This is a genomic window from Methanosarcina sp. Kolksee (genome assembly GCF_000969945.1).
GTDB lineage: Archaea > Halobacteriota > Methanosarcinia > Methanosarcinales > Methanosarcinaceae > Methanosarcina > Methanosarcina vacuolata.
The window spans coordinates 492,771-510,966 of the sequence record NZ_CP009524.1; the positions used below are offsets into that span (position 1 = coordinate 492,771).

Below are 18,196 nucleotides of genomic sequence, written 5' to 3' on the forward strand. Positions count from 1 at the left end.
CTTTGTTTTTATTTAGATTACTTACTACTCAGTTCAGTTTCTCAGAGTATGTTTCTCAGAGTATACTTCTGAAGGCTGGCTTCTTTACTTTGAATGTGCCTTTCTTTGTAGTTGTTCTCCTATAAACAGATCCAGTTTTCTTGCGAACTCTTCCTTTTTACCATTAGGAATAGTTGCTCCTGCTGCAATATCGTGCCCGCCGCCTGCACCTCCAACTTCCGACGAGATCATCGACATTGCTTCCGAAAGGTTAACTCCCCTGCGAATAAGGTCCTGTGTTCCCCTGGCTGAGACTTTAATCCCTCCTTCGGCTTTTGCAAAAGCAATAATGGGGAGATTTCTGTTTTCAACTAGTGTAGAACTCATGCCTGCAATAATCCCCACGATAGTTTCTTTTATCTCTGAGCCTGCATCGAAGTACTGGATATTTTCAAGTTGAATGACTCCATTTTCTTTAACATACATGAGCCCGTTAACAAGGTTCTGTCTATGTTCGGCAAGCAGTTTACGGGCATCTTCATACGCTTTCTCTCTATCTCCCATGCAAACTGCAAGTCCTATCTCAGCATGGTCATAACGTGCAGTGGCATTAAGAAGGGTGGAAAACTCTGAAGCATCTCTCATTTCCGTACCTTCTTTTTCTCCCAGAAGGACATAAACCTCACCTACCAGGCGCTCGATTTTATAAGAAGGTATGCCTGATTTCAGGCAATACTGAATGAGTCCTGAAACAATCTTCTGTTTTTCCGGGTTTTCAAGGTCAATCCAGCGCCTCCAGCGTTCTTCCTGGTTGAAGTGAATGTTGAGAGTATGAATAAACTCGATGCAAGCTTCTTCATTTCCTGTAAGTCCGGGAAGATAAGGGTCTGAGGAATATTGTATCAATTTATAAATCGGGCGGGTTTGCTTTCCAAATAGGGTCAGGTCCTTTTTGAACTGGAGAGTGCCTTCTTTAACTCCTTCTTCCAGAATTTCCCTGTTGATCCCAACAAGTTGCCCCATTTTCAGATGTTGCATGTCCCCAACTGCTCCTACTATGGCCAGCGAGGAAAGATCCTGATTTTTTCCAAGGGCTGAAGCCAGCAGGTAAGTACTTCCAGAGCCGCTCAGTTCATATGAGCCATTTGCTCCGAAAAGGTGAGGATTCAGGTGAAATTGATAGCTTCCCTGAGGCTGGTGGTGGTCTGAGATCACTGCATGAATGCCGTGGGATTTTATTTGTTCGCACATCCCGCTTCCTAGATCCGTAAAAATGACAATATTATGATTTTCATCTGCGATGGCATCAAGAGCCTTTTCATCAAGCTGCTTGACAAAACGTGTTGTATATTCAAAATTGCCACGTTCAAGGGCAGTACAGATAATCCCTGCAGAAGTCAGTCCATCAGCATCAATATGTGATACAACGTGGACTGATTTATGTTTTTTAATCTCTTCGGCACACTTTGTTGCCTCTTTATAAAGTATTTTCATTGTCTCAGACATTATTCTCTCCACGGTTTTCTACTTGCCTCAGTTTAAGCGTTTTTTCATACTTTATTTTCTTTCCCACTCCGTGGGGTCAACCCTATAATCTTTTCCTTGTCTTTTGATTTCTGGAAAATTCCGGATCTCCTGTAATGTAAGTTTGAGATCTTTATCAAAGTATTTTTTTGCGAGTTCATTCCAGGGAATCATGTATGCTTCTCTGCCGTGCCCGGGACCCAGGCGAAGCTCCACTGCAAGAAAGCCACGTCTTCCTGATTTGTTCAGGTAGTTCGAAATTCTTTCTATCTGATGAAGTCCATTTTTATCCACGGTAAAATGTTGAGAGAAGTAAAGTGCGTTTGCTCCCTTGTCCACTGAGATGCTCTTGCATTCAATTCCCAGGTATAGATCTGGATTAAGAGAGTCCACAAGTACATCAAGAAACTGCGGAGTAAATCTATGTTGCTTAAGCCTGTAAGAAATAGCTCTTATTCCGTTTTCTTCAATGTATGCATTAAATGAGTTTACAAGCATGTGTTCAAACTCGGTCATGAAATCCTGTTAAATCTTTTCGCTATTTTACTTAAGCTTTTTACTCAGGATGAAATTCTTTTTACTTGAGTGAACAGGAACAGATACGCCAGTCTGAATAAAATTTCAGAATCAGAGGACTGTATTCACGATCTTTGAAACTTCTATTGATCACCTAAAACTAAGCTCATTATCTTAAACTAATGTCCTGTCTCTGAAACTAACATTGATTCTTTATAACTACTGCTCAACTAACTGCTCAACTAACTGCTCAACTAACTGTTAAACTAACTGCTCAACTAACTGCTCAACTAACTGCTCAACTAACTGCTCAACTAACTGCTCAACTAACTGCTCAACTAACTGCTCAACTAACTGCTCAACTAACTGCTAAACTAACTGCCAAACTAACTGTAATGAGTCATACTCAGGTTTTTTGCTAGAGATCTGTAGAAGATAATGCTGGAGCCGATTATTTTGGAGTCCGGCAGGAAGGTACGAAAGTTATCTCTCAGAGAGGTTTCAGAGAAGTCCACTCAAAGGTCAAAAAAGTTTGAATAGAGTAATTGTTTTATCAGCGCGCTCAATTTGAGCAACGAATTCTATAAAAAACAGATGCCGATCAGAATCTGATCGGCTTATGTGGTTTTTTAGTTTGATATGATGAAACTTACAAAGTCGGGGCTGAGTCTTGTTTCCCTTACGAGTTTCTCAATAGTATCTTCGTCGGAAAGCCCTTCTTTCTTTAGTTCCTGTATGCGGTCGAAAACACGCTGGGAGATTTCGGAGTACTCATTAATATCTTTTCTGTGGCCCCACACATCGCCCTCAAGTAAAGCAATGTTCTGCATGGACAGATACATTTGCGCGGAACTGGAAATTGTTTTCTTGTATGAGCTCGGGATGTGGATCGCTTTCACTTCTGGACACTTCAGGATGAGTTTAAAAATATCCTTGTTAGATGGTCTGAATGCAAGATGGATAATTTCCTCATCAAGTTTTAAAGTGTCTATCTCTTCTTTTGAACTTACAACTCTAATTTTCATTTTTATCACCATTTATTTCAAGGCATTTTAAGGTGTTTTAGAGCCTTTTAGGGTTTCTTTAGGGTATTTAGGGTTTTTCCTTAGAGTCTCGCCAGAATTCTTCAAGATTGTTTAGAGTTCATTGAGCCTCTTCAGGGTTTCTTTAGGTTTCAGGGTTTCAGGAGTCCTTTCAGAACTTGTAGAATCTTCAGGTCTCCTTAATATTTTTACTTTTTATGGAACTTACTTTAAGTCTTTTGATTTTTATGTTTATCGAATTTACTCGATTATTTGTTTTTTAATTTTTGAATTCATCAGTTCTAAATTTCAGTTAGTTTTGTTTTAAAAACTCTTTGAAATTCTAGATTTTACAAATCGTTTTTCAAAACCTAACATTTAAACTTAAGGTTTTTCCTATGTTAGGAACATATAGTATTTAATTTTTTACTAACGTTTTTTATCTTCTTTCTAATTCCGAAATTTTATTTTAAAAAGTTGGTCTTGGAAAAAACTAACTTTTTTTCTTTCTGTTTTGTATAATCTGTTAACAAGTGCTTTTTTTCTTTAAACCTAATTTCTTCGGGAAATTTTGAAAAGCAGTTTAGTATGATAAGGCCTTTAATCTTACTAATTTTACATTATCATATTTTATATATATGAAAACAGATATATGATATTATACAATACTATTTAATATTTTTCTGTACTAAACTCTTTCAGTAATATCTTTTGTTTTATATAAATCTCTTTTAACCCTAAACTTGACCATTAAAATTTATTTTTCAGCTCAAGGTACCAGGTTATTAAATCTGAGACTTTCTCTTATACCACAGGTTTTGACAGTTTACTAAAGCTTTAAGTTGGTGACTCCAAGCATATTTTTAGTTGTATAATCTAATAATACACAACACTGGTTTCAGAATTTAAAGTTAAGTTAGTGACAAGATTCAGTTAGCGACAAAATTAAAATTAGTGACCTGCTTGGGGGCTGCAGGTCTTAATCTTTCAAAACCTTTGACATGTATACGTTATCAAGGACATACCCGAATTTTCTATAATACTCTCTGGCTCCTATCCCGCTGATAATGGCAAGTTTCCGGTATCCATTTTCACATGCTATCTTCTCTGCATATTCCAGAAGTTCCTTTCCATATCCTCTATGCTGCCACTCCTTTTGCTTTGCTTCTTTTCCTATGGGTACCATAGAACCGTAAACGTGCAGTTCTCTTATCAGGGCAGCATCCTGCAGTTCCGGGCGATGAGGTGCAGCAGGGAAGCGCAGACGGGTAAATCCTATTAAAACATCTGCGGCAAGGTCTTCAAATGCAATGAAATGCTCTGTGCCTCCACAAGCGTCATAACTCTCTACAGTCAGTTCGATGTCTTTTGGATTTATTTTTCTTCCTTTCAGGCTGGTATGTCCTACTTCCCTGCAGCGAATACAGTGGCACTTTCCTCCTCTTTTTCTCAGCTTTTCTTCTGCAAGCTGCCTCAGATTACTCTTTTTGACTCCGGCAATGATCTGGTAAGCTGGAATATCCCGCTGAATACGCTGGAGTCTTACCCATTTAGGCAGGATTTCTTTTATATCTGCAATTAGTTCAGCAGCTTCTTCGTCAGAAAGAGCATCGTAATCTCCTGATTCCCAAAGCCTGTAAAGAGGAGTTCCTTCAGTTACCAGGGTAGGATAAATTTTGAGGTAATCGGGCCTGAAGCGAGAATCTTCGAAGAGCTTTTTGAAACCTTTGAGATCCAGTTTTGAATCCGAGCCAGGCAGATGAGGCATCATATGGAACCCAACCTTGAATGCACTGTCCCTTAATACCTGATTAGCCCTGACAATTTCTGCAACTCCATGTCCTCTCTGCATGCGGGCAAGCACAAAATCATAAACGCTCTGAACCCCGAGCTCTACTTTAGTTCCTCCAAGTTTGAGGAATTCGTCCACATGTTTCTCTCCTGCCCAGTCAGGACGTGTTTCAAATGTGATTCCTACGTTTCGAATCTCAGCTTTTTCATTTGCTTTCTGCACTTCTTCAAGAGGAATATAAGGTAAAGTTTTTCCAATTCTCCAGGCGGTTTCTCTCCACTCTTTACCTGTGAAATCGTTCATTGCCTCAAGGCAGCGTTTAATAAACCATTCCTGGTAATCGAGACTACGTGCAGAAAACGTGCCTCCCATCACTATTAGTTCCACTTTCTCCACATCATGGCCGATCTCTTTAAGCTGGGAAAGCCTGGATTCAACCTGGGTATAAGGGTCAAATCCATGCTGGATCGCCCGCATAGCCGCAGGCTCCCTTCCCATATAACTCTGAGGTGATTTGAAAGTGGAGTTAGGTCCTCCAGGACAGGGAAGACAAACTCCGTGCGGGCATGGAGCTGGAGATGTCATTACAGCAATTACCGCAACTCCAGAAATCGTTCTTACAGGTTTCCGTCTCAAAAAATCTCTAATTATTGCCTGTTCTTCGGCCGATCCCCGGGTTATGACATCTCCGTTTCTGGGGAGGCTGTCCAGATGATAATGTTTACTGACATCTTTTTTTGCCTTATTTAACTGGTTTTCGTTTTCTATCTCGCCGACAAGTACTTTTTCAAGTATTTCCCTGCAGGCCTTATTATAATCATCTTCTTTCATCTCAAGTTCCGTCTTTCCGGTTTCTGGGTTTCAATTTTTTATTCTTATGGCAGTTCTAAATAAAAATCAGTTTTGAGAGCTTCAAAAAGATTTTATAATTCTAAAAAAGCTACTTAAATTTGGAGTTTATGGTAATATTGAGCTGATCTCAAAGCTCAAAATGATTTACTAAATCAAATTATGAATAATCAGTCGGAGCTTCGGATCACGAGGTAGGTTTGAAAACTCACATTAATGTACTCACACTGATGTATCCACATTGATGTACTCACATGATATAATAATTTTATTGGTTTCAGGATTAGCTATCTGCTTAATGCGGGCATGAAGGCAATCCAGTATTTGCTGTGGAGAGCCTGCTTCATTTTTAATCCATAAGTTTTTACGGCCAATTGCTTAACAAAGATCAAAGCCAATAATGAAGGTTCCGAGTCCTGCTGCCGGTTTGAGGCCCATTATAGACCTGATATACTCATCTGATGGAGTAGATGGAGAGGCAAGTACAACATTGGTCACACCTTCTACACATTCCAAATCCTGGCATTTCTGGGGTGGAAGTACTACAGTTATGGGTTCTTTCTTTGCATCTTTTGGCTTAGGCACGGAGCTCTTGTAAATTACAAAGTTTCCCATAACCAGCATATCGTTACATTTTTTACACTCTTCAAGTTTCTCGGGATCGTAAACATCCTCACCAACTTTTTCTCCATATTGCATAAGTACTACATTGGGTCCTTCAGGCCAGACATAGTTCATATTAGTTGTAAAGGCTATGATTACCTGGCGTTTGAAGACTTCTTTTATTCCCTGATTGTCTCCGACACCAAGCCCCATAAGGACAGCTCCTTCAGCCTTTTTCTCAAGCTCAAAAATACTTTCTTTGTCTTCTTCACTCAAGACATATGTATCTTCCACACCTTTCATGGCTTTTATCGTGCATATGACGTCCTGAATAACAGTTTTACATTCCACAGTGAATTCCCCTTCGTGTTTTTAGACCTATGTTATATTACTGGATTACAGGTATGATCTTATTGAATTTCTCAATTTTATTTAGTCTCTTCTTATATTAATAATGTGTCAGGCTTTTTTGCCTTCTTTTAAATTCGCCTATATCATATAATGTTTTTTATATTTTTCTATTTATATCGTCAATTTCTAATATGACTCTATTTTTTCTCTTGCAAGTAACTTATATAAGGGTTTTAAACATTTTTATATAAATCACAAAAAGCGCTTACTATAAATATTTAAAGTTATTTAAAAATTGCATTAGATCTTTTCCAAATTCTTAAGTGCATTCTTATATTGAATTCCTCAGGCTTAATCTTTAGTAATTTGTGCAGATTTGTATCCTCTTCAAATTGTATAGGTATAAGTAAATTTCATGTATTTGCTGAAAATTTAAGTATTTAATCAAGTCTAAAAACAATGTCAAGCAATGCGTTCAATTTTATAATTATATGATTAAATTGTTGCACATTTCTCAAGTTGGGATATTCTCCATTGAATTTGAAGAGGATACGATAATAAGGTTGATGGGAATAAATCGTGAAAAATACTACTTTTGAGTGGAGATCTGCGGAAAGACAGTAACTTTAAAAGTAGTGCAGGATAAGCTTGCCTGGTGGATTTTTGAAATTAGTTATGACTTACTCGGTTGAACTAATAAATCAACAGCATCAAACTGTTTACTGTCTAAAATACGACTTTAATCCACAGTCTTTGCCGTAATTGAGTTTGTTCCTCAGGTGCGTAGGGTCCTATTATTATAATATAAAATTGTTTAGCTTAAGAGTTTCTATGTATTAATTATCTTTTTTCCATAGTCTTTTATAAGTATTTCGAATTTATCTTTTAATTTAACTCCTGACGAATATACTACCTGAGTTCTTTCGACATTTACCGTCATTTGTATCGTTGTTTTGCGCTTTTCCTCTTTAATTTCCCTGAAATAGACCACAAAAGATTTAATAGGGCAATTATTTTATAGAACACTTGTAATCCAATTTAGAGGGATAAGGAGGGAATGAAATCCTCTTCGGCAATAGACGAAATTTAAAAGTCTGAGTTGGTGAAGAATGGTGAAACCCTTAAAGTGTTGATCCCGACACTTCTTCTTACATACGATGTATCTTAACAAACATGGAGGAACAATAAATGAAGAGATTCGCAGCAGTGACACTGGCTGCTCTCATGCTTCTGACTGTATTTGCATCCGCCGCAAGTGCAGCAGACTCAGTTGAGATCCGCGGTCCGGTGTTTAACGGCTCTAATATCGACGACATTGTCGGCGATGGTGTTACAATTGATGCTACTCAATTCGCAGCATTCTACTACGATATTGACGATAACGTCACAACTGAAACTCTTTCCATTAAAAATGTCAGTGGAAACAGTGGCAATGTAATTGGAGAGGGTGGAATTGTATACTCTACCACAATCCAGCAGGTTGACTACGAATATGAAAAGCCAAGCCTCGGCTGGGACAACTACAGCTTACTTGGTTTCTTTGCAGACAAGTATATCCCACTGAAATCCAACAGTGCTGACAAACTCGCCAAGCTTGTTCTTGACAGCGATGACAAGTACACCGTTAGAACCGGCGAAACCCTTGACCTCGGACAGGGCTACTCTCTCCAGGCTAAGCAGGTCGATGTTGACGGTGAGAAAGTCTGGCTCGAATTCGACAAGGACGGAGAATACGTAGATGACGAAATCATCGATGTTGGAACCGGTGACAGCACCTGGGACGTCGAACTTGATGACATCCAGGATGAAGATGATGTTGTTGTCCTGAAAGTCCATGTAAACCAGGTCTTCCAGGGTGCAGTCGACAGCATTGCTCAGATCGAAGGTATCTGGCTCATTGACTACGCAAACGCCATAAAGATCGAATCTGATGATGAGTTCGGCGACCTCAACGATGTTTCCATTAACGGTGACACCCTTAACATTACCAATGAAGATACTTTCACTCTGACCAGGGACTCCATAAATGAACTCGCTGAAGGCCTGTCTTTCAAAGTTGCTGACACTCCAAGCAATGTGCTCAGGTTCTATCTCGCAAAGGAAATCACTGAACCCGGAACCTATGAAGTAAGAGGTAGTGTTGCCTCCGGAGAAGCTAGCTGGGACGCAAGCAACTTTGCAGGTTTCTACTACGACCTTAATGACAATGTTGAAACAGAAAGCCTCAGTGTCTCTGACCTTGACGGCAATGTAATTGGAGATGGCGGCCTTGTCTACCAGACCTCCATTAAGGAAGTTGCCTACGAGTACGAAAACGACGACCTTGGCTGGGAACAGTATCCAGTTATTGGTTTCTTTGCAGAGGAATACATCCCATTGAAAGCCAACAGTGCTGACAAACTTGCCAAGCTTGTTCTTGACAGCGATGACAAGTACACCGTTAGAACCGGCGAAACCCTTGACCTCGGACAGGGCTACTCTCTCCAGGCTAAGCAGGTCGATGTTGACGGTGAGAAAGTCTGGCTCGAATTCGACAAGGACGGAGAATACGTAGATGACGAAATCATCGATGTTGGAACCGGTGACAGCACCTGGGACGTCGAACTTGATGACATCCAGGATGAAGATGATGTTGTTGTCCTGAAAGTCCATGTAAACCAGGTCTTCCAGGGTGCAGTCGACAGCATTGCCCAGATTGAAGGTATCTGGCTCATTGACTACGCAAACGCCATGAAGATTGAATCTGATGATGAGTTTGGCGAGCTTGACGATGTTTCCATTAGCGGTGACACCCTCAAGATCAGCAATTCAGACACCTTCACCCTGACCAGAGATTCCGATCAGGAAATTGCTGAGGGCATGTCCTTCAAGATCGCAGACACTTCAGCATCCGACCTCAGGTACTACCCATTCGTCGAGAGGACTGCCGGTAACGAAACCACCAATGTAACTGGACCAAGTGTAGGTGGCAACGTAACCGTTGGTGAGAATGTAACCACACCTACTGACAATGTAACAACCCCTGAAACTCCGGAAGATTTGAACGCAACCACTCCGGAAGCGACTACTCCAGAAGAACCAACCGAAGCTACTAACGCAACCGGTGAAGAAAAAGAAGACTCCCCAGGATTTGGAGTTGTTCTTGGACTTGTCGGACTCCTTGGAGTTGTCTACCTCGTCAGGAGAAACAACTAAAATTTCTGATTGAAGGGTTTTTCTAACCCTTCTCTCTTTTAATTCTTTTTTAAATTCCTTTTGCAGATAACTTTTTATCTACTTGTTTCTTAATTCAAGCGATCTTTCAACTTTGAAATCCCGGTTTAAACTTGTAGTTATTTCCAGGATTATACAGATTTTAGGTGAAGCTTATGAAAAAAATGGTGGCTTTAATATCTGCACTTGTGGTTTTAATGGTCGCATTTTCAGGATGTGTTGGCGACAATAAATCCGCAGTTAATGGAACAGAGCCCAATAGTTCGGGAGAAAATGTCAATCCTGCCGAAAGTACGGCTAACGTTAGCGAGCTTAATGAGTCTGCAGTTAATGTAACAGAACCAAGTAACTCAGGAGCGAATGTAGGTTCTGCTGATAGTACAGCTAACACTAGCGAGGTTAACAAGCCTTCAGGTAGTGGAACAGATTCGAGTAACTCGGGATCAAGTACAAATACAAATTCCGCTGAAAATGCGGCTGACATTAGCAAACTTGAAACACTTCCCGAAGGTTTCACATATGTTGGGCATGTCTCTCTTAATGCAGCTGATATCAAAATCGATTACAACGCAGATAATGTTTCAGAAGTCGTTGGAGGGTCGGAAGGCATGTACAAATACAATGAGTCCGACTTCTACATAGATGTAATCGAGCTTGAGAATTCTGAGGCTACAACTAATCTAATAGATGCATACAAATCTTCTTTCAAGCCATTAACAGAAGGTTCCCGTTTTGTCGATGAGTCATTTAATGGGCATTCAGCTGTAAGAATTGCAGACTACGTCACAGCCGGAGGAACCGAGGTTCCCAGATATACCTATATCTGGAGCAATGAAAACCATGTATTTGTGGTTACCGGAAGTACTGCTGATGATTCTCTGGTCAAGCAGCTAGCAGAAGCCACAGGATACTGATATTTTTAAAAGAGTAAAACCTTTTTTATCTTTTCTTTTTTTTAATTCTTTTTTAATTTTTTAAGATTTATATCTACCCATTAAATTGATTTTGAGGATTTTAATGATATAACTACTCAGAGAGCAATTTTTATTTTGAAAGTACCCCTTTTCCGCCGATGTTAATATCGCCAATTAACTTTCGGCGGATAACTTTTTCAACTTATTCGGTTTCTTCTGATTTGTCGGATAGTAAATACTGAATACCTCACCTTTAATGATGACCGTATCACTCTTCTATATCCTTAAACTGGTGCTTCTGGTCGTCGCGGCGAGTTCGTAGAAATCCAGTTCCCTGTCGATTTCTGACAGTGCTATTCTTTCAGGATCTCTGACTTTCAGACAACTTTTTCGTCTATATCTTTACGAAAAAATCCGGTTTTTCGGTATTCCGATCGTTAGCCTTTAATATATCTTTGTACATTTGTGTGTTGCAAGCCCGGATAGCCTAGATGGTTGGGGCGCCAGACTCATAGGGACAATTATATGAGGCGTCTTTAATCTCCTGAGATATCTGGAGGTCGCGTGTTCGAGTCACGCTCCGGGCACCTAATTTTTTTGTTCATAGCATTCTTAACTCATTTTTTATGCATCTTCAGTTTTCGTGATAATGTTCTCGTTCTTTGAAACTGTGTTGCCTGAGGTTCATTATTTTTCAAGGTAGTAACGAAATAGTAAGAACCTATCCGAAAAATCAAAAATGGAACGTTTTAACGGTTAAAATTCAGATATAATAAAGTCTTAGCTTCCCTGTTTTTGATTCTAAATAATAGTGTCATGGCAATTTAATTATGATCCGTTAATTTATAGATAACACTTCTTAAGTAGTTCTTTTCTTAATTCTACTGATTCATAACTAAATTGCTTAGACGCTAGTATACTTGAGTGTTGTAATACAATTTCTTACTTGTGTATTACGTAAAAATAGAAAAGTGGTCTATTTTTAAGGGTTCTATTGTGGGCTATCTAGAAATAAGGCAGTGTCTCAAATTTGCTGTAAATTTGAAGTCAAATTTTTGCGTACTATGCCGATAATTGATCTGCCAATATGAAATTTCTACTCAATACCTTCTTGAGATTCATGATTTTACAGAAAAATTGACACACTGCCGAAAATAATGTATAACATAATATCCTTATTTAAAATACTTATCAATGTTCAAGTTATAAAGTTCTATGCAAATATACTTTGTTAATAATTCTGGATATATTAGTTATGAGTTAATAAAACTCAAAATTGAAGCTCACTATTCAAAAGATAAATCAGACTCTCGATAATGAAAAAAGTATGAAACTTTTATTGACGGAAAAGTAAAATTGGTTTTTATGAGCTTAAAATCTATAATTTACGCCAAAAGGGAAGTTTAATATGAATTCTGAGAAGATAAAGTCTGAAATATCATCGAAGATAAAAAAGATCGAATCTGAATTGCCATTGAATATAATTATTTATTTATCCGTTTTTTTGATTACATTGGCAGTAGTCATACAAAACAAAATAAACATAGGAAATTCTAATTTAGATCACTTGGTAGGTAACTTATATCCCTTAGGAGTATTTGCACTCATTTCTCTTGCTTCCTTATTATGTGGTTTATTGGTAGGTTTCGTCTTTGGGCTACCACGTGTCATATCAGAGAATACCTCAATTTATTCTAATATGTATGGGGATAATTCAAATCTTGATCAAATCTCCGACTGGTTATTAAAAATCCTAATTGGTGTTGGACTAGCCCAGTTAAGTAAATTACCAGGTATCTTAAGTAAATTCGAAGATTTTATTGAAGGCACATTAAATTTTCATGGTAGTGGTATAGTTGGAGTTTTACTACTAATTATTTTCTCAGTTAGTGGTTTTCTAGGTGGTTATCTTTACACAAGGCGCTATGTAGCGCTTATGTTTATGGAAGGATTATCAAAACAGCACAATATTGAAGAATCAATGGACAATGATAAAGAAGAAATTAAAAATAAAACTAAAGAAATGGTTTCTGAAAATAGAAAGATAATTGAAAGCATACAAAATAATCAAGAAAATTTTTGTAAATGGATGGAAAAAATCACAAAACAAATGAACTTATTTGAAGAAAACCAAAAAAAATTTAATACACTGAATGCGATGGACTCTTCATTGCAAGCAGTATTAGACTATACGTATCCTGTAGATGGAAAAGAGTGTTTAGAGCAAGTAAAAAAATTGAAAAGTGAAATTAAAAGCCCATTCAAAGAGGTATCAACAAAAGATCCTTTAATTCAAGATTCTTCAAATACCTGCCCAAATACAGAAGTTGAGTCCAAACTCCAAATGAAAATGAAAAATAACAAAAATGAAATTACAGAATACACAAATAAACTTTCTAATGAAAACAAAGAAATAATGAAAAACATAGAAAATAACCAGAAAAAATTTGCCATCTGGATGGGCACATTTGAAGACCGCCTAAAAGCGATCACAAATAACCAGGTATACCTAAATAATTTTTGTATGATAAATAAACAAAGGAATTCAAAATCTGGGGAAAATTAAGGCTGCTTCTCTTGAAAAGGATGGAATTCTTAGCGTGTTCAAATACAAAGTTGGGAAGTAAAAACCGGTTTTGCTCATAATCTCTGAAGATATGATCCAGGAATGGAAACCTCACAAAGTGGACACAAAAAGTTGAAAATTCAGACTTTCATTCCTGCTATAGGACAGGTGAGACGGCATGGCTGGAAAAGGGTGATATTTTTCCGGAATGTGAAGTGCTATCTGAATAGTATCTGAAGAGGTATAAAAAAATCCCTACTTTTGAATCATTTACTTTAAGCAATTTACTTTTAAAAACACTTAATATATATATATATACACTTTTAAAAAACACATATTTAAATTGTTTGCTTTTAACAATCTTATTAGCTTCTCTTTATTGACGTATTGTTTCTTTAGCTATATACATAACCTTACTATGTATACTCTATTTCTGTATAATCTACAACTGAGTTACTTAAAAAAGAAGCCTTTGGGGAAACCTTAGTTCTCATAAATCTGAATTTCTATCCAATCATGCTTTTATGGACTCAGTACCAAAACAAACATGAAATTCTTCGAATAACAGGCACAAAGAAATGAAAGTACCTTTACCTTACCTTTTTTGACTATTGATTTCATCATTACCTTGGGCAGGAAGGTTGTACTAGATTTGGTTTTAAAAACCTTTCCAAAACTAATCAGTGAATTGTCATCGAAGGCTTAAATGTGACTTTGATCACGGATGCAAAATTGCCTTTTAGGCAATTCCACTGCCCAAAAAATGGGGTGATTTAAGTTGATTGGAATTGTAAACAAATCTTGTGGTTTAGATATCCATAAACGTTTTTTAATTGCTACTATTCTTAGTAAGTCGGGTGAAAAACAGCAACAACGTTTTGATAGGAATGATGAAGGAATTTTAGCTCTTAAAAATTGGGTTGTATCAGAAGAATGTGATGTTGTTGCATGCGAATCAACCAGTGACTTTTGGGTACCTATTCATGATTCATTGATAAAGCATCTACCTGTTATAATTGGAAATGCTCGAGATATGAAGGCATTTACACACAAAAAAACAGATAAAATTGACTCAGAAGTTATTGCACAACTTGCACTTAATAATATGATTCAGCCATCAAGAGTTTTCCCAAAAGATCAGAGGGAATTTCGTTCATACATTCGACTTCGTTTAGCACTTGTTAGAAAAAGAACAGATATAAAAAATGAAGCTCATGCTATTCTTACATCTGAAATGTTTAATTTACATGATGTACTGGCAGATATTTTTGGTAAAAATGGCGTAGCAATTCTATCAGGAATCTCTTCAGGTAAAACTGTTGACCAAATTATAGAAAGCCTTTCTCCAAACGTTCGTAAAAAAAGTTCTCAGATAAGAGAGACTCTGGATAGAGAAATATCTCAAAGTGCAGCAATAAGGCTTCAAATATGTCTTAAATTAATAAAGCACCTTGACGATGAAATAGAAGTTTTGGAAAAAGAAATCTTCATTTAAATCTTCATTTATTCTTATGGAAAGCATAAGCGTGAAATGGATATTTTGATGTCAATTCCAGGTATTGGAGAAATAGGTGCAGCAACTCTAATTTCTGAAATTGGAAATTTAAGAGATTTTCCTTCAGGAGATAAACTTGCTTCATGGCTTGGAATAGTTCCAAATGTGTATCAATCTGCTGATAAATACTACAAAGGGAGAATCACAAAGAGAGGGTCGAAAGTAGCAAGGTGGATTCTAACACAGATAGCTCAGGCAGCAGCAAGAAAGAAAAATAGCAGATTAAAAGAGTTTTTTAACCGGAAAATGAAGTCTATTGGGTATGCTAAGGCAATTATTGCGTTGGCAAGAAAAATAGTTACGATAATTTGGCACCTTATCACAAACGATGAGATGTATCAAGATGAAACAGGGTATCAAAAAGGAGAAGTTCATAAGAGGAAAATTGTTGAGACTGAAATCTTTTCGGTTGATGAACGCATAAAAATTATTAGTGGGATAATCGCGATTATGGAAAAAAAGGAAGAAGAGAGTACTTGAGGAAGATGTCCTCATGTACTTTCATGCAAAATCTAGTGATGAATGTAAAATTCAAAATCACTAGATTTTGTAATTGGTCACAATCCTTGTAATACAACTTAGGGATTGACGTCTTTAGATACCGAATATTGATTTTAGTGAAAACCGAATTTTTCTTGCTAATTCAGATTTTCAATCAAAAAATGCAAAAATCACTGGATTTTGGACCAGAGTCCTTTTATGTATTCTTTTATTAATTACTTATTTATACTTTTGAATATATCTTCATACACTAAATACAGGGGGAAATTATGGAAACCATTTATGATATTCTTAAAGAAGAGCATGAGCAGATGTCTGACCTTCTCCGGCAAGCATTGCAGGATGGCTCAAAGGTAAGTTTTTTTAAAGTAAAGCTTAAAGCTGATCCTCATATGATGGGAGAAGAGAGAATCTTCTATCCTGTGCTTGAAGAAATAAATGAATTACGTGAGCTTATGAGTCAAGCTCATAAGGAACACGATGAGGCAAAAACCCTGATCTTTGAAATAGAAGGAATGGACGAGATTAATGAAAAATGGACCTCTAAAATCAATGAACTGAAACAAAGCATAGAGCATCACATTGAAGAAGAGGAAAGTAAGGTTTTTGAAAAAGCCCGAAATATCCTGAGCCAGGAGAAGGCAGAAGAGATGGCTCAACAATACATTGAGTTCAAAAGGAGTTACATGAACAGAATAGAGACTGGGGGACCCTTTGTATAACAAAATATCAGATATTGTACTTGAGGCCAATTTCTTGTTAATTTGTTCTCTTTTTTTATCTTTTTTGCTTGTCTGATATCTCTTTAACCTTTTTTCTTTATTTCTTATACTCCTTACTCCCCTGATCTCTTAATAATTATTTTTTATTTATCATGAAAGTTCTTTCAAGTACTTTCGTTTTTTGTGCCTGCTATTTGGAAAATTTCATGTGCGTTTATCATGAAAGTTCTTTCAAGTACTTTCATTTTTTTGTGCCTGTTATTCGAAGAATTTCATGTGTGTTTTTTATCCTACTTGCTTTTCTAATCTCTTATTAATTAGTTATTTTGTTCTTTACTCGAAGGTGATTAATATAGTATTTACCGAATTATCTTGTGACTGTTGCAAAAGAGTTTTGCGGAAAAAAATACCTTTCAGAAAACTAGTTTTATATACTTTTATATCGTATTTTCACTGTAACTCTATGTTTTTCTATAATTCGATAACTGATCCTATATACCATAATTAGACATAGCTATCATGTTTTGTTTCTATTTTTAGTGTTCTATTTCCAAGATACCTTTATATATTACTTTTCTCTATATAGTTCCTTTAATAATTATTAGAATGCCCTAGGGGGTTTATTTATCACCAAAGATAAAAGAAAAGTTCAGTTTACCGGAAATTCAACCTATATTGTGTCCCTCCCCATAAAATGGGTCCGGGATATAGGGCTTGAGGCCGGAGACACCCTTACACTCACACCCATGCCTAATAAAACTCTGCTTGTTTCTTCCAGTGCGGTTTCAAAGGAACACTCCTCCCTTAATGCAACTATCGATTATATTCACTCCGACAGTGCAGAAAATAATCTCAGGATTCTTATTTCTCATTATCTTGTGGGCTATGATGTTATCAGACTGACTACCAAAAAAGGTTTTAGTGCCTATGATCGCAAGTTCATCAAAGATTCCGTGCGTCAGAAGCTGATAGGGCTTGAACTTATAGAAGAGTCTAGAAACGAGCTGGTCTTCCAGTGCCTTCTGAACTACAATGACCTTCCACTTACCAGAGTAATTAGAAACATGTATGGACTTGTGCTTTCCATGCTTGAAGACTCCATGACTGCTCTCAGGGACCATAATGTGGAGATCGCTGAAGATGTCGTTCAGAGAGATGACGATGTGGATCGCTTTTATCTTCTTGCTGTCCGCCAGCTCAAGGCTTCAATTGAAGATATCGAGCTCTCTGAAAAGATTGGAATCAGGCATCCCAGAGAATGTTTGGGATACAGACTTATTACGAAAAGCATCGAGCGTGTAGGAGATCACGCTGTAAAGATAGCAAAAAGTGTCATGAAAATGGACTCCGGAGTCAATGCTGATGACCCTATCTTTAAGATGGCTGACCTCTCCTGCAAGGTTTTTGAAAGCTCAATAGGCTCAATGGCCGAGGAAGATCCGCAGGCTATTAATAAAATCGTCGTAGAAGCGAAGAAAGCTTCCCAGTTCGGGGTTTCTCTGGAACCACAGAACTGCGAAGGTCCAGGTAATATTGAACTTAGCATGATCCTGGAAAGCCTTAGAAGGGTCTCGGAATACAGTGCTGACATTGCAGAAGTTGCAATCAATATGAACATTAAGCGGGTCTGAACCTCAACGGTTTGGACTTTTATTTCTTTTTTCATATAACTTATATACTCTATTTTGTACTCAGCGGCATTTAATGGTGCAATTTTTAAGGCACTATATATAATTTTTTTGATCAAATAAGCAATTTTAGATTCTTTTTTACATTTAACGCATTTTTGTCAGTTTTGGCGAAACCTTAATTCTGATTATTATGCGCTTGTTAACTATTTTTCTAACTGGAAGATTCATCGGAAAATCAGAGTTCTGAACTTAGGAATCCGAGTCGACGTAAAAAATTCATTATGTCTAGCTGGACATATCGGTATTATATAATAAGTCGTTTGTTAAAATATAGCTAGGATATTAATTCATATAATAAACCAAAAATAAAAATGTAACTTCGTTCGATCACTGAAAAATTGACCACAAGAACGCGATTCTATGCTTTCATCTCAAGATAATGAAGGAATTCAGATTAA

Annotated in this window: 10 protein-coding genes, 1 tRNA gene and 1 pseudogene; 7 read left to right on the forward strand and 5 right to left on the reverse strand. The window is 37.2% G+C overall.

Annotation, left to right across the window (positions count from 1 at the left end):
- Positions 1–84: 84 nt before the first annotated feature.
- The 5 genes from MSKOL_RS02255 to MSKOL_RS02275 form a co-directional block, all read right to left on the reverse strand.
- On the reverse strand, positions 85–1,485 hold the full coding sequence (locus tag MSKOL_RS02255; RefSeq protein WP_048153436.1) for a DHH family phosphoesterase: 1,401 nt from the start codon (positions 1,483–1,485) through the stop codon (positions 85–87).
- Positions 1,486–1,536: 51 nt separating this feature from the next.
- Positions 1,537–2,019 carry a hypothetical protein gene (locus tag MSKOL_RS02260; RefSeq protein ID WP_048117543.1) on the reverse strand — a complete coding sequence of 161 codons (483 nt, stop codon included), beginning with the start codon at positions 2,017–2,019 and terminating at the stop codon, positions 1,537–1,539.
- 629 nt (positions 2,020–2,648) lie between these two features.
- Positions 2,649–3,044: a DUF1699 family protein gene (locus tag MSKOL_RS02265; RefSeq protein WP_011306742.1), complete on the reverse strand. Its 396-nt coding sequence runs from the start codon at positions 3,042–3,044 to the stop codon at positions 2,649–2,651.
- A gap of 976 nt (positions 3,045–4,020) precedes the next feature.
- Positions 4,021–5,664: a tRNA uridine(34) 5-carboxymethylaminomethyl modification radical SAM/GNAT enzyme Elp3 gene (locus MSKOL_RS02270; RefSeq protein ID WP_048153437.1), complete on the reverse strand. Its 1,644-nt coding sequence runs from the start codon at positions 5,662–5,664 to the stop codon at positions 4,021–4,023.
- Positions 5,665–6,060: 396 nt separating this feature from the next.
- On the reverse strand, positions 6,061–6,636 hold the full coding sequence (locus tag MSKOL_RS02275; protein ID WP_048117550.1) for a hypothetical protein: 576 nt from the start codon (positions 6,634–6,636) through the stop codon (positions 6,061–6,063).
- Between the two features lie 1,188 nt (positions 6,637–7,824).
- Between MSKOL_RS02275 and MSKOL_RS02280 the strand changes: the two genes are divergently transcribed.
- From MSKOL_RS02280 to MSKOL_RS02310, 7 genes and pseudogenes are all read left to right on the forward strand, one after another.
- Complete coding sequence (locus MSKOL_RS02280) at positions 7,825–9,831, forward strand: S-layer protein domain-containing protein (RefSeq protein WP_048153438.1); 2,007 nt, start codon at positions 7,825–7,827, stop codon at positions 9,829–9,831.
- Between the two features lie 173 nt (positions 9,832–10,004).
- Positions 10,005–10,763, forward strand: coding sequence for a hypothetical protein (locus MSKOL_RS02285; protein ID WP_156150934.1), 759 nt, complete (start codon positions 10,005–10,007; stop codon positions 10,761–10,763).
- Between the two features lie 476 nt (positions 10,764–11,239).
- Positions 11,240–11,350, forward strand: a tRNA-Met gene (locus MSKOL_RS02290).
- A 926-nt stretch (positions 11,351–12,276) separates the two neighbouring features.
- Positions 12,277–13,329, forward strand: coding sequence for a hypothetical protein (locus MSKOL_RS02295; protein WP_156150935.1), 1,053 nt, complete (start codon positions 12,277–12,279; stop codon positions 13,327–13,329).
- 778 nt (positions 13,330–14,107) lie between these two features.
- Positions 14,108–15,364 (forward strand): annotated as a pseudogene (locus tag MSKOL_RS02300) (IS110 family transposase).
- Between the two features lie 290 nt (positions 15,365–15,654).
- Positions 15,655–16,107 carry a hemerythrin domain-containing protein gene (locus MSKOL_RS02305; protein WP_048153441.1) on the forward strand — a complete coding sequence of 151 codons (453 nt, stop codon included), beginning with the start codon at positions 15,655–15,657 and terminating at the stop codon, positions 16,105–16,107.
- 626 nt (positions 16,108–16,733) lie between these two features.
- A complete protein-coding gene (locus MSKOL_RS02310) occupies positions 16,734–17,738 on the forward strand; it encodes a phosphate uptake regulator PhoU (protein WP_082091011.1) in 1,005 nt (334 codons plus the stop codon).
- The last annotated feature ends 458 nt before the right edge of the window (positions 17,739–18,196 follow it).

What these genes read in the sequence shown, in the direction of transcription:
- MSKOL_RS02280 (WP_048153438.1), top strand. Translation starts at nt 7,825, where the DNA reads ATGAAGAGATTCGCAGCAGTGACACTGGCTGCTCTCATGCTTCTGACT.
- MSKOL_RS02285 (WP_156150934.1), top strand. Translation starts at nt 10,005, where the DNA reads ATGAAAAAAATGGTGGCTTTAATATCTGCACTTGTGGTTTTAATGGTC.
- MSKOL_RS02260 (WP_048117543.1), bottom strand. Translation starts at nt 2,019, where the DNA reads ATGACCGAGTTTGAACACATGCTTGTAAACTCATTTAATGCATACATT.
- MSKOL_RS02305 (WP_048153441.1), top strand. Translation starts at nt 15,655, where the DNA reads ATGGAAACCATTTATGATATTCTTAAAGAAGAGCATGAGCAGATGTCT.
- MSKOL_RS02265 (WP_011306742.1), bottom strand. Translation starts at nt 3,044, where the DNA reads ATGAAAATTAGAGTTGTAAGTTCAAAAGAAGAGATAGACACTTTAAAA.
- MSKOL_RS02270 (WP_048153437.1), bottom strand. Translation starts at nt 5,664, where the DNA reads ATGAAAGAAGATGATTATAATAAGGCCTGCAGGGAAATACTTGAAAAA.
- MSKOL_RS02255 (WP_048153436.1), bottom strand. Translation starts at nt 1,485, where the DNA reads ATGTCTGAGACAATGAAAATACTTTATAAAGAGGCAACAAAGTGTGCC.